At 53.9% G+C, this 12,367-nt stretch carries 11 protein-coding genes and 1 other RNA gene; 5 read left to right on the top strand and 7 right to left on the bottom strand.

Features of this window, described 5'->3' with window-relative positions; genetic code table 11:
• Positions 1-22 precede the first annotated feature (22 nt).
• The 3 genes from ligA to HU770_RS24060 all read left to right on the top strand — a co-directional run bounded on the left by ligA (position 23) and on the right by HU770_RS24060 (position 4,152).
• Positions 23-2,353: an NAD-dependent DNA ligase LigA gene (gene ligA / locus HU770_RS24070; protein ID WP_186665933.1), complete on the top strand. Its 2,331-nt coding sequence runs from the start codon at positions 23-25 to the stop codon at positions 2,351-2,353.
• A 276-nt stretch (positions 2,354-2,629) separates the two neighbouring features.
• Positions 2,630-2,726, top strand: an RNA gene (gene ffs, locus HU770_RS24065) — signal recognition particle sRNA small type.
• 307 nt (positions 2,727-3,033) lie between these two features.
• The gene (locus HU770_RS24060) at positions 3,034-4,152 is read left to right on the top strand and encodes an NUMOD3 domain-containing DNA-binding protein (protein ID WP_186665924.1); all 1,119 of its coding nucleotides are present in this window, start codon (positions 3,034-3,036) and stop codon (positions 4,150-4,152) included.
• A gap of 107 nt (positions 4,153-4,259) precedes the next feature.
• Here the strand turns inward: HU770_RS24060 and HU770_RS24055 are convergent, their stop codons facing one another.
• Both HU770_RS24055 and HU770_RS24050 read right to left on the bottom strand, forming a co-directional pair.
• Entirely contained in the window at positions 4,260-5,267 is a 1,008-nt protein-coding gene (locus tag HU770_RS24055; protein ID WP_186665922.1) for a DUF2806 domain-containing protein, read from the bottom strand.
• Positions 5,268-5,545: 278 nt separating this feature from the next.
• Positions 5,546-6,268 carry a hypothetical protein gene (locus HU770_RS24050; protein ID WP_186665920.1) on the bottom strand — a complete coding sequence of 241 codons (723 nt, stop codon included), beginning with the start codon at positions 6,266-6,268 and terminating at the stop codon, positions 5,546-5,548.
• A 668-nt stretch (positions 6,269-6,936) separates the two neighbouring features.
• Between HU770_RS24050 and HU770_RS24040 the strand changes: the two genes are divergently transcribed.
• The gene (locus HU770_RS24040) at positions 6,937-7,401 is read left to right on the top strand and encodes a hypothetical protein (protein WP_186665918.1); all 465 of its coding nucleotides are present in this window, start codon (positions 6,937-6,939) and stop codon (positions 7,399-7,401) included.
• Between the two features lie 224 nt (positions 7,402-7,625).
• On the opposite strand, the gene HU770_RS24035 is transcribed toward HU770_RS24040, so the two are convergent.
• The 4 genes from HU770_RS24035 to HU770_RS24020 all read right to left on the bottom strand — a co-directional run bounded on the left by HU770_RS24035 (position 7,626) and on the right by HU770_RS24020 (position 10,147).
• Positions 7,626-7,832 carry a hypothetical protein gene (locus HU770_RS24035; RefSeq protein ID WP_186665916.1) on the bottom strand — a complete coding sequence of 69 codons (207 nt, stop codon included), beginning with the start codon at positions 7,830-7,832 and terminating at the stop codon, positions 7,626-7,628.
• A 41-nt stretch (positions 7,833-7,873) separates the two neighbouring features.
• Positions 7,874-8,446: a recombinase family protein gene (locus HU770_RS24030; RefSeq protein WP_186665950.1), complete on the bottom strand. Its 573-nt coding sequence runs from the start codon at positions 8,444-8,446 to the stop codon at positions 7,874-7,876.
• Positions 8,447-8,861: 415 nt separating this feature from the next.
• Entirely contained in the window at positions 8,862-9,290 is a 429-nt protein-coding gene (locus HU770_RS24025; protein WP_186665914.1) for a hypothetical protein, read from the bottom strand.
• Positions 9,291-9,916: 626 nt separating this feature from the next.
• A complete protein-coding gene (locus HU770_RS24020) occupies positions 9,917-10,147 on the bottom strand; it encodes a helix-turn-helix transcriptional regulator (protein ID WP_186665906.1) in 231 nt (76 codons plus the stop codon).
• 97 nt (positions 10,148-10,244) lie between these two features.
• On the opposite strand from HU770_RS24020, the gene HU770_RS24015 reads away from it, so the two are divergent.
• A complete protein-coding gene (locus HU770_RS24015; protein WP_186665904.1) occupies positions 10,245-10,580 on the top strand; it encodes a hypothetical protein in 336 nt (111 codons plus the stop codon).
• A gap of 496 nt (positions 10,581-11,076) precedes the next feature.
• Here HU770_RS24015 and HU770_RS24010 read toward each other — a convergent pair whose 3' ends face one another.
• Positions 11,077-11,985: a hypothetical protein gene (locus tag HU770_RS24010; protein WP_186665902.1), complete on the bottom strand. Its 909-nt coding sequence runs from the start codon at positions 11,983-11,985 to the stop codon at positions 11,077-11,079.
• Positions 11,986-12,367 lie beyond the last annotated feature (382 nt).

Genomic DNA, 12,367 nt, shown 5'->3' with positions numbered 1-12,367 from the left:
GCTTTGCAAGAGACCCTGACCCATGAACGCCGAATCCCGAATCCACGCCCTGCGCGCCGCACTCGACCAGCATAACTACCGCTACTACGTGCTCGATGAGCCCAGCGTGCCCGATGCCGAATACGACCGCCTGTTCAACGAACTCAAGGCGCTAGAGGCTGAGCACCCGCACCTGGTGACGCCCGACTCGCCAACCCAGCGCGTCGGCGGCCAGGCCTTGGCCGCGTTCAGCCAGGTGCGTCACGAAGTGCCCATGCTCAGCCTGGGCAACGCCTTCGAAGAAGCCGACCTGCGTGAATTCGGCCGTCGTGTGGTCGACGGCCTCGACCAGCCAGGTGCGGTCGACTTCAGCTGCGAACCCAAGCTCGATGGCCTGGCTGTGAGCCTGCTGTACCGTGACGGCCAATTGGTGCAGGGCGCTACCCGCGGCGACGGCACGACCGGTGAAGACATCAGTGCCAACGTGCGCACCGTGCGCAACATCCCGCTAAAGCTCCAGGGCGAAGGCTGGCCGGCGGTGCTGGAAGTGCGTGGCGAGGTGTACATGAGCAAGGCCGGTTTCGACCGGCTCAATGCGGCCCAGGCAGAGGCGGGCGGCAAGACCTTCGCCAACCCGCGTAACGCTGCGGCCGGTAGCCTGCGCCAGCTGGACTCGAAAATCACCGCCAGTCGCCCGCTGGAGTTCTGCTGCTACGGCGTAGGTCAGGTGTCCGAAAGCATCGGCGACAGCCACATTGGCATCCTCGAACAGCTCAAGGCCTGGGGCCTGCCGGTCAGCCGTGAGCTCAGGCATGCCGCCGGCATCGAAGAGTGCCTGGCGTACTACCGCGACATCGGCGAGCGCCGCAACAGCCTGCCTTACGAAATCGACGGTGTGGTGTTCAAGGTCAACAGCCTGGCGTCCCAGCGTGAACTGGGCTTCCGCGCCCGCGAGCCGCGCTGGGCGATTGCCCACAAGTTCCCGGCCATGGAAGAGCTGACCGAAGTGCTGGATGTCGAATTCCAGGTCGGCCGCACGGGGGCGGTAACCCCTGTGGCGCGTCTGAAGCCGGTCAAGGTGGCTGGTGTGACCGTGTCCAACGCCACCCTGCACAACATGGACGAAATCGCCCGCCTGGGCCTGCGCATCGGCGATACGGTCATCATTCGCCGGGCCGGTGATGTCATCCCGCAAGTCATGCAAGTGGTGCTCGAGCGCCGTCCCGAAGATGCCCGCCCGGTCGAAGTGCCGAGCGAGTGCCCGGTGTGTGGCTCGCAGGTCGAGCGTACCCAGCTGGTCAAACGCAGCAAGGGCAAGGAAACCACCAGCGAAGGCGCGGTGTACCGTTGCGTCGGCCGGCTGGCCTGTGGCGCTCAGCTCAAGCAGGCGATCATCCACTACGTTTCGCGCCGCGCGATGGATATCGACGGCCTGGGCGAGAAGAGTGTCGAGCAGTTGGTGGACGAAGGGTTGATCGGCTCGCCGGCGGACCTGTACAAGTTGGAATTCGACCAGATCGTTGGCCTGGAAGGGTTTGCCGAGGTGTCCAGCAAGAAGCTGCTGGATGCCATCGAAGCCAGCAAGCGCCCGAGCCTGGCGCGTTTCATCTATGCCCTGGGTATTCCAGATGTGGGTGAAGAGACAGCCAAGGTGCTGGCGCGCTCGCTGGGTACGCTGGAGCGGGTGCAGCAGGCCCTGCCGCAGGTGCTGACCTACCTGCCGGACATCGGCCTAGAAGTGGCTTACGAGATCCACAACTTCTTTGAAGACGAACACAACTGCAAGGTCATCGAACAGTTGCTTGCGTGTGGCATGCAATTGCAGGACGAAGGCGACCTGGCCGCCGAGTTTGCTGCCAGCACCACCTTGGCTGGGATGATCGCCAAGCTCGACATTCCCTCGGTCGGCCCGACCGGCGCTGAAAAGCTGGTGGCCAAGCTCGATAGCCTGGACAAGATCATCGCTGCCGATGGCATCGACTTGCGCCAGGCCTTGGCTGCCAAGCAGGCCGAGGCGGTGCGCGAGTTCTTCAAGGACGAAGCGAACCAGAAGCTGGCGCGGGCCATCGAGGCCCAGTTGCTGGCGTTCGGCATGCACTGGCACAGCGAGAAGAAAGTCGCCGAAGGGCTGCCGCTTGCGGGGCAGACCTGGGTGTTGACCGGCACCCTGGAGCGCATGAGCCGCGACATTGCCAAGGAGAAGCTGGAAAGCCTTGGCGCCAAGGTTGCCGGTTCCGTTTCCGGCAAGACCCACTGCGTGGTCGCCGGCCCAGGCGCGGGCTCCAAGCTGGCCAAGGCCAGTGAGCTGGGGGTGAAGGTGCTGGACGAAGACGCGTTCATTGCCTTCCTCGGCGAGCAAGGCATCACCCTCTGACCCTGCGCGGACCTCGTAGGAGCGGCCTTGCGTCGCGAAAGGGGCGCGAAGCGGCCCCAGCAATCTCTGCGGCGAAGCTGAAATCCAGGGGCCGCTGCGCGACCCTTTCGCGACGCAAGGCCGCTCCTACAAAGGCCGTCGTTCGCCAAGGTACCCCCAGATTCAAACAAGTCATTGAGAAATGATGACTTTTTCTCCGGCCAGAGGTTGTAACTTCGCCTCAGACCGGTACAATGGCGCGGCTCGCTGCTTAGCGAGTCGCGTTAGTGGTGGCCCCATCGGTCCCCCCGCATTGATTACCCGTTAACCTGGTCAGGCCCGGAAGGGAGCAGCCATAGCGGGAACATCGAGTGCCGGGGTGTGGCTGGTGGGGCCGCCTCCATTACGTAAGTCCTTGAAATCTCAAGGATTTCTCGCTCAAAAAACTCGAAGTGTGACAGCGTTTAGGTACACCTAGGTGTGCACCTTAAGCAGCATGTTATCGCCTGCCTATCGTTTCTCCAACTTTTCTCCAAGCCAACCATCTTGGCCACCTCATGCTGCTGGCTGCTGGCTGCTGGCCGTGTCGCTCAGTACAATCATTGAACCTAATGATGACGCGTGATGATGAGCCGTAAGCCTCCAAGTAAGGTGCGTAGCGGTTCACCAAACAGGGCATCTCCTTGGACATGGAGTAATGTGTGGACTACGCAAAGATTTATGCCGCCTTGGTAAAGAACGCGAAGGCGAGAGGTCTGAACAAGAGTAAGGTTGAGGGGTATTTCGAAGCCCACCATATCATCCCCCGCTGCATGGGCGGGAGCGATCACAAGAGTAATCTGGTGATGTTTACGGGCCGTGAGCACTACATTGCACACATGCTGCTTTGGAAGGCTTACCCAGAAGATGTCAGCCTGATGCGGGCTGCCCACATGATGTCGTCTCGTTGGCGAAGTTCAACAGGTGTGAAAACAACCTCCAGACTGTACGCCCAACTTCGCCTTGAGTACGCCGTTGCCGTAAGCGAGCAAGTAGCCGGAGAGGGGAATCCTTTTTACGGAAAAAAGCACAGCGAGGAATCTATCCAGAGTATTCGGAACAGTAAGTTGCCATATTATGCAGGTCAGCGCCTCATAAACTGGCGAGCAAATAACGACCGATACCTGAGGCAGGTATTGCGACCTATTTCAGTCCCGCAACCATTCTTCCCATCTAAAGTCGATGAGTTCAAGGCCTTCCGTTTTAAGGGGGCATTAGAGGATTGGCTTACGTTCCACTGCTATAAGGATTTTTGGGTTCGATCTGGAAAGACCTCTAACAAGGATTTTGCAACAAAAATTAACAGAGTCACTGCGGGAGCGTTTACTTCTTCCTATTTCAAAACCATGTGCGAGCGATTCGCTAGCGGTTGGGAACCAGAGGGATGTTCTGACTTCATTGTGAAGGCTCTGAATACTTCTTGTGGCGATTACATCCAGCTTCGCAAGTCGCAACTGGAAAAGACTGTGGAGGAAATAGAGGCAGAGTACGTCGCGGAATGGATGAGCACTCGGGTGATTAAGAGGATTATTATTCAAGCAACCATAAATTCACTTGGTCTAAAAGTCCATCCTAATACCAGTGTGGCCAAGCTATCCTTGCTAGATGTCGCGGAAGCGTTGATACTATGGCGATCAGGTAACATGCAGCAAAAAGACATCGCGCAGTTGTACGGAGTTGCAAAGAATAGTTTGTCTGTCGCCCTGAGTGGAGCTGATAGTTGGAAAGTTCTTAAGGACAATATCGAGATGATAGAAAGGATAGTCCTTGCAAAAACTTAATTCGGATGGGGTGCTTCGACTAGGCTGATTAATAATTAGATGGTAGACATTCAATCGAAAACATGAGCTGCCCCGGAGCTGGGAGGCAGCCCACATCTCAATAAATTCTAGTTATTAGGGATCTTAGTGATCGATGCTGTATCGACCTGGTTTTTTTCTACATCGATATACCTTGTATAGTTAGTGAAACTTAAATACTGTTCGTCACTTTTAAAAATTGATTTTGCAACATCTTCAATTTTTGCGTTCATGTTTTTTTGAACTATTTTGTAAAGCTCGCGTCCAGCCATTGTAAGTTCCCAATAGCAAAAACTCGGATCTTCCAATTTTGAGGACTTTAACTCATCTTCATAGATAAAGATGAAAAACTCACCGCATCTTACATAAAGTGCCGGCTTTACATAATTTTCCGATATTTCAAGGTTCGTCTTTGACCAACGGCTAGAGCGGTAGTTGCCGGGAGTAAAGTTAATAATCAATCCAGCATCTCGCATCGAAGCAAACACTTCGTTGCTAATGGGCTTGCCTTTCTGATTATCTATAACCACCTTGTCAAATGCAACATAGTTACAAATATTGTTAAAATTGATTGCTTCTATCTTGGAGATGTTTCTGATTACATCAAGTGTCCTCAGGCTAATGCTTCCTGGCGAGCTGACTTCTTGAGCAAGCACTCTTCCCCAAATGGCCTGCGCTGCGTTAGAGGAAATGAACTTTGCCTCGTTCTTCCATCGATTAACAAAATCCTCAAGATCTTCAGCTTCGGCTGCATCAGGCTCTTCTTCAATGTATGCTGCTGCGTGAATCGAGCACTCAATCAGATTGGAAGCCTCATCAATGCGAACTCTTTCCGCAACCAGAAGCTTTGGATCACCAGTGTTGGCGGTTGTGAGCTTGTGATTTGAGTGATCATAGGTGGCCTCACCAGACAATATCTTCCTGACATCAACGGCATTTTGAGCTTCGGCCAGTTTTAGCATCCGCTCGGCCTCAGCATGCTTTTTTCCAAACAGGAGGTTAAATATATACTTTATTCCGGTTGGAGTTGCTGTTAAGACGGGGGCAAGATCGGCGTTAACATTGATGCCACTGCTTTCACCGCTTTGATCGGTCACTATTTTTCCTCCATGTTGGTCCGCGCCACGGCTGGTTGAACTGTCAGCCTTAGGCTGACGCTAGCAAAATGCCACTCTGTAGTCTATAGAGCCTTGGCAGTCTCTCAATAGCCGTTCCCTGCAGCAGTTCCAAAGCATCAGCGGTTGCAGCGGTCTTGTCATCCATGCGCTGATACCTCGTATGTGCGTGGGTGCGTAGCATTGATTGGTTTGGCGCTGATTAGATTCAGCTTCACGCCAGTTTGAGGAATGATATTTCCAGCTGGGTGTTGCCCTAGTCATAGCAGGGCAGGCCTTAAGGCTTGCAGTCTTACCACTTCCTCGATCATCGCCGGGCTTTCCGGGATCAGGGCTTCAGTACACGCTATACGCATATCCAGCCAGAACAGCACTACTGCGTTCACCAAGTCTCGCAGTAGGTCGACGGTAATCTGCATCGCGCCTAAAGGCAGTGAGGTTAGTAGAGAACCCCCGGTCTGTACGGCTTCAACCATTGCCTGTGGCCATAACTCGGGGTATCGCGCCTGTAGCTTGTCCGCTGAATCCCCCGCACCGTGCCGACATGCGTTCCCCAACAGGTGGAGTTTGTCGAGGCGCCTATACGACTCAAACCCTTCAATCGGCAAGCCGCGTATTTCGCTAAACCGCTCGTTGAGCGTTGGCGCCTTGGGCGAGAAGCCCCAGCTGGCTTTTCTAATTATCTTCCACGTGGCCCCGCCCGCCCTTGGGCAATTGCAAAGGTAGTCGCGTAGCTGCTGCTCCCACAGCGACTGGATGCCTAAGCACAGCGCCATGCTGGTCTTGGTGATCAGGTGGCGATGATCATGTAGATGGAAGGCAGCAAGCACTTGATCTTCCTGTTTCGCAATTTCAACAGCTTTCTGCTCCAGGGCTGCCAGCGATGGAATGACCACGAGCGACAAGAAGTCTTCAGCTACCTCGCCGTATTTATTGGCGTAGGCGTCGGCTATCATCGGCGTCCATTTCGGTTTTATGGTCATCAAATGTCCTTTGCCTTGGGCAAGATGCGTACGTCACTAGCCACATAAGAGAGCGTCACAATGAAGTCAGCAGGGATAGCGGCAGTCATCGCGATGATGGGGGCGGGCAACGCTTGGGCATCCCCAGACTACCGCTGCACCGTAGAGCGGGCAGTATCTGCCTCCGAAAGCTCACTTGGTCATATGTACATCGGCAAGCAGTTCACAGTCGAGCGTAACACTGGTCTGATGGCTGGCGCCCTAAAGAACTCGTACGTTACCGAACCGCAGGTTATCGACTACGGCTCTAGTGAGAATAGCTACAAAGTCGTCACGACTATGCGGAATGATCAGGGAGCCGGGGCTGGGTCGAGCTTGTTCGCACTCACGATCAACGAGTACGCCGATGATGTACGCAAACCGTTCGTCTTCCTCAGCGACAGCGATGTGTACTTCGGGTGGTGCGAGCATTTCTGAAGCGGACCTTCACCCGCAGTGAATATCGTCCCTGAAACATGGGCTTGAATATCGTCATATGACGAACCAGATTTGGTTAATCAGTGCACAGGGCTAACAATCATCATCGAAGTTAGACAGGCCGCTGCAAACTGCTGGGTGCCGCCGCTTGGTGCTGGCATTCTACCATTGCAGGGGGTAACGTGAACGTCCCTGTCTTGTGAGACATCGCAATGGACCACCTTGTAACATCCATCATCACTCTCTTTGGCGGCATCCTGATCTTCGTCATCAGCCAAGCCATACTGAAGCTAATCATCGAGCCGGTACAGCAGCTTAAAAGCGCGTTGGGCCAGCTATCCGATACCCTGCTACGCCACCAACCTAGGATTACCATATCCACACCCAACAGCGAGATTGCCGCGTCTCTAAGAGAACACGCAGCTGACATTACGGCCAAAGCAGCAGTAATTTCCCAATACCAGCGAGCTGCTCGACTATTCGGCCTGCCATCTAGAGAAGATATTGCAGCTGCTGCTAGCGCCCTGCACCGCCTAGCACACGCGATGAGAACCAAAGAAGACGAACAAAGAGACTTGGACGAAAGCCGGCTTGTGCTGTCAGAGGCGATGACTAGCCCGACCGAACTGCTTAGATTGGTAGGGCAGAAGCTGAAGATCCAAACCACTTGGAACTGAAAGGGCGCGGGTGCCAATCACCTAATAGGCGGAATACCGCCCATTTTCAAACCGACCTTTGCCCACCGCCGAATATTCACTTGTGAGCCGGGGCTGAAATATCATAGGGAGATTGACCAAAGAAGGCTAAGTGTGGGTCAGTCTCTAACCCTCACGCCGATTACCGCCCTACCTACCAGCTAGAATACTGAAATATCAGGCACGAGAAACCGCCCGAAGGCGGCTTAGGTGCGAAGGCGTTCTATTGCTGAAGCAATGGCAGCGGCGGTGGTATCAAGTGCCTCAAGACAGGCCATTGTGTTTTCGTGGGCATTCACAGATCCACGCTGCCTGATCCATGTACTTACTTCTTCGATGGCTGCCCTCAAGGCTGTCTGGTTCATATGCAGCAGCTCTAGGGCGTCGGCAGTAACAGCGGCCTTATCATCCATGTGGCGTTCTCGTTATAGGGCAGATACCGCAGCGTAGGGCCTTACAGCGCTTTGTTCCAGTGCCGTTTGACCGTGGCGATACCGATATTGAGTTCGGCTGCCACTTCCGCCTGTGTCATGTTCTTGGCCTTGGCCTTCTGCACCGCCTTGGTGGTATCAACCGCTTCAGGGCGCCCCAGCTTCTTGCCTTCTGCTTTGGCACGTTTCAGGCCGGACTGGGTTCGCTCGATCAGCAAGTCACGTTCAAACTCTGCGACAGCGCCAAGCACCTGCATAGTCATCTTGCCTGCTGCACTGGTCAGGTCTACGCCCCCTAGGGCGAGGCAGTGAACGGGGATATCGGTGGCTGCCAGTTGCTCTACTGTCTGCCTTACATCCATAGCGTTACGGCCAAGGCGGTCCAGCTTGGTGACGATCAGCACATCACCTGATTCCATCCGTTCAAGTAGCTTCTGGAAGCCGGGACGCTCGCTGGCAGGGACGCTGCCGGAAATGGTCTCTTCGATTACCCGGCTGGCCTGTACATCGAAGCCAGCGTTCTTCACGTCCTGGACTTGGTTCTCGGTGAACTGATTGGACGTGCTTACACGGCAGTAAAGAAAGGTACGGGGCATCGGCATCACCAAAGGGATCATTTAACGTAGGATCATAGCATGGGTATCACTATACGATGTAAACCCTATTTTGTTGATACCACTACAGGCCAGATTTTACGGCATCGTTTAACGGTCGTTTGCTGATACCAGCTGAAGCCGCTAACGCTTGCACATAGAAAAGCCCGCACGAAGGCGGGCTGATTAGGACTCAGCAAATCTGCTGGCTCCTACAGTTGCGGAGTGCAGTAGCCCACAGTCTTGGGGTCTAGTCATATTTCCATGTAATTCTTGTGGAATAAGCTGATATGTAGGACTTGGCTAAGCCCCTTGTAGCGTAGGCCCCCGTAAACACTGGGCTGTAGTCGTGTAGCGGCATCCAGACGGGCCGAAAAGGTGGTCAACTGGATTAGTTACGGCGTTAGCTCCCCATTAGTTATCTGGCTGCTGCCCGTTTGGCCTTGTATGCCCTGAACTCATCCATCGTGAGGGCTGGGGCGCCCACCAACCTGCCGATGAGATTGTGTCTCTTCACTTCCTGTTCTTCTGGGGTTCCCTTGTAGTGCAGCTCCATCGCTGCAAGGTCAAGGTCGGCGGGCCAGTACTTCAGCCTCGTCTGTACAAACCAACGGTCGATACATCCGTTTTTACCGGGCATATCCACCCGCCCCATAGAAGACTTGGCCAATCCTTGGTCCACCAGTGCTTTTAAGGTGCGTGTTAGGTTGGCCAAGTCGAAGTATCCGTAGCTGAGATCGTCTTTGAGGATTTGCTGAACAGTGACAGCGTTGTACGGTGGGTACTGGTTCTGGGAGGAATCAATATAGGCGAGTGCTTCAAGCACCCGCACCTTGTTGGTCGTCATTCTCATAGATGGTTCACAATTCTTACTGACAAGTAGCGTGGGGAGCAAAATTTCACTCTCTCCTACGCAGCCTGTGCCGCTGGCTCTGCGGCTAGTGGTGGGTACTCAAGGTGTGCGGGGTAGCCCTTAAAGCCCCACTGGCTGTAATAGCGGCCACGATACACTCGCTTGAATCGGGGCTGTGCCAAGTAGTCTCGACGGCCCTTTTCGATGGCTGCGTGCAGGCAATCAAGTAAGCCAGTACGGGCAGCTTCAACCTGTTCAGCGGTACACAGGGATAATGCAAGCAATGGCTGCCACTCGAGTTCGGCATCTGCGTACAGGGCAGCGATGTAATCAGGCCATGTATCCAGCTTTTTGAACCGCTGCTAATCAGGTACAAGCACCGTTGGCATCAGAACGGCCACATCAAGACGCTTCAGCAGGCGGGCGCGTAGCAACCCTTTCGGGATATCTGGACCCGACAGTGCGTGGTAGCAGAGTTCGGGGATGCTCTCGGTCGGCAAGCGGTGGTCAGCTTCACTGAATTACTGACTGGGTTTGCCTCACGATTGCCGCCAGGTCATGTAGGTCTGCGGCTGCCATTCGATTGGTGTCAGCGGTTGGGGCTTTGGCTTTGGGCCGTCTCACATGCCTTCAAAAAGATCAGAGATGCTGACGCCTAAAGCGTCGGCTAACACCTTGATGGCGTTAATTGACGGGTTAGCGCCACCGGTCTCAATGCGAGACATGTACGTCCTGGCGAAGCCGCAACGATCAGCGAAGGCTTCCTGGCTCATGCCCATAGCAACACGCAGCTCCCTGACACGGGTGCCGAACTGATGTTGAAGCACGGGGGAAGGCGGTGGTGCGGGCATTCCCCAATGGTCCGAGGATGTGATCTAATCGGACACACACTAATCGTGACATCCGTCGGCGGAGCTACCTTCCAATGGTGTGCAAAGGATCCCATCTATGACCGAGCTAGCCTCAAATTCCCATGCCTCCCAAGGCGCGGTGTACTTCAAACCTGACGCCATGACGCACGTGCTCAGGTTAGTGCTCTCAGATCGCTCTGCTGGCGCAATCATGCTTTCCCTATGGTCGAACGTGGGCGAAGGCGGAATAGTGCGAGTTACGCAGGCAGCCATCGCTCATGAGTGCGATATCACCCTACGCAGGCTGTCCAAAGAGCTCACCTACCTTGTCGATGGCGGCTGGATAGAGTTGGTAGACGTGAGCATCGAACCGGGCGGTCCACTTGTATGCGTCATTAATTCTGGCGTTCTTCAGGTTATCAATCCCGGATAACGTGCTCGATCGTAGCTGGTTGAGATGGTCCTAGAGGGCCTTCTCGACAGCGTTCAGGTGTATCCCACACCTGCTTTCAATGCAAAGAGCGGCATCCTGCAGTGCTTGTCACGCTGGCTCAAGCGAGGCATGGCTACAGTGCTATGAGACTTACCTGTCCAAGTTATTTTGTGACGCTTGGTCACGAAGTAATGCTCCTTCTATGTTCAATCAGGTGGAGATGGGTTGGTGGTGCACCACATCGCCCTAGTATTTCCTGTGATGCCTTGCGGCATGGTAGTTATAAAGGCGGGGGTAGAAGCGGAAGCCCCCGATCTGCTTAGGCTGAGCTGTAGGTTTAGATATAATGTGTCGTTGCTGGGTTATGCTGCACTGATGCCTGTAGAGTTAGAAGCAAGATCAAAAGCGGGGAAGGGGTTGTGCCCCTTCTTTCCCTACTTAATAGATATTGTTTATTCTGAAGCGTGTGTGCGTGGTAGGTAGCCACTCCCTTATATTATCTGTCGTTAATTGGTGCTGGTTGACCCCCTGTGCCAAGCTCAATGTCAATCTCACGATACCATTTCTTCACCGTGTTCTTGGATATGCCCAGCTCCTTCGCAATAGTCCTTTTCTGTACCTTGGATCTCATCATCATTAACGCCGCCTGTTTCATGGGGTGCTCTGTATTTTTGGTCGGCTCAGTGTGGTAGTCACCTGTTCTCCACAGTTTGTCGAATTCGATAGATATGTCTAAGGACTGTACAATATGTGGATGCCGCTCAAGATACAGAGCAATGCCTCTCAATGCTATTCTCGCTGCTTCGACAACTCGCTGTATCTGCCGGGTGCACATAGGTTTACGGTCATGGTTTAGCAATCTATCTGCGATAGCCGCTGTGGTAATTATAGGTAGTCTAAGCACTCGCATTACATCTCCAAGGGAGACGCTTTGCTTCCCGTTGATCACTCCCGGTCCTGTATGTATTGCCCCGAATGCGATGTCATCTAGCCAAGGTGTAGATCGTTGTTCAATGTTGAGAATGCAAAGCGCCGGAGCTATAGGGTTGTAGATTATTTGTGGCTTAGGTCCGCGAGTGCTGCTGGATCTGGCCTCTGGTAACGTCTCTTGTGGAAGTAGCTCGATAACAGGGGCAAGCACGGGTACTTGGGTCGAGGTGTCGAGAGTTTGCAACAGGGATACGGTGCCGTTATCCTCTGCGAACCAGTTCTCGCCTAGTATTGCCGGTGTGCCCGCAACGTAGATAGTTGGCTCTGGTGTGTAGGGCTGAGAGATGTACTCGCCATACCACTCTCCAGTTACTCTGTCGTAGACGTTTCCTTCGATTACTCTGGTGTGCGCCTCAGAAATACGGAGGCGAAGTGATTCTTGGAGGGCAGTGGGGCTGATGCATGGAGTGCTCATAGTTGTGATTAGATCGTTTTGTTATGTGGTGTATGCTGTAGAGTTGATATGTTTTAGATGGCGGTAGGTTTGAGTTGGGTGCAACTGTCTTATATGTAGAAAATTATTGGGGTTATTTTATTCGCTTGCTCGGAATAGTAATTGGCTGAGGCAGGGTGGGCTAGCCTCGTGGAACTTATGATTCGTAAAGGGTGCCGAGATGCCTCTAGGTTTGCCTTGTGTTTGTTATTCTCAGCCATAATTGGTTGTCGGCTTGGTTTAAACTAACTATACCGCCTGCTTCTGCATCGGCCAGTCAGGCTTGCGAAGCAGATCCCTGATGTAAATTCAACTTTGCCAGTTGCTTGGTCTATTGGCTAGGTAAAAACCGCTAGCGGTTACA

This window comes from Pseudomonas sp. SWRI68 (genome assembly GCF_014269165.1).
Classification (GTDB): Bacteria; Pseudomonadota; Gammaproteobacteria; order Pseudomonadales; family Pseudomonadaceae; genus Aquipseudomonas; species Aquipseudomonas capeferrum.
Note: the sequence above shows the minus strand (reverse complement) of the source record. Positions and strands in the feature narration are given on the sequence as shown.

Coding starts and splice junctions, on each gene's coding strand:
- ligA (WP_186665933.1), top strand. CDS start 23: ATGAACGCCGAATCCCGAATCCACGCCCTGCGCGCCGCACTCGACCAG.
- HU770_RS24050 (WP_186665920.1), bottom strand. CDS start 6,268: ATGACCATAAAACCGAAATGGACGCCGATGATAGCCGACGCCTACGCC.
- HU770_RS24040 (WP_186665918.1), top strand. CDS start 6,937: ATGGACCACCTTGTAACATCCATCATCACTCTCTTTGGCGGCATCCTG.
- HU770_RS24035 (WP_186665916.1), bottom strand. CDS start 7,832: ATGGATGATAAGGCCGCTGTTACTGCCGACGCCCTAGAGCTGCTGCAT.
- HU770_RS24030 (WP_186665950.1), bottom strand. CDS start 8,446: ATGCCCCGTACCTTTCTTTACTGCCGTGTAAGCACGTCCAATCAGTTC.
- HU770_RS24025 (WP_186665914.1), bottom strand. CDS start 9,290: ATGACGACCAACAAGGTGCGGGTGCTTGAAGCACTCGCCTATATTGAT.
- HU770_RS24020 (WP_186665906.1), bottom strand. CDS start 10,147: ATGCCCGCACCACCGCCTTCCCCCGTGCTTCAACATCAGTTCGGCACC.
- HU770_RS24015 (WP_186665904.1), top strand. CDS start 10,245: ATGACCGAGCTAGCCTCAAATTCCCATGCCTCCCAAGGCGCGGTGTAC.
- HU770_RS24010 (WP_186665902.1), bottom strand. CDS start 11,985: ATGAGCACTCCATGCATCAGCCCCACTGCCCTCCAAGAATCACTTCGC.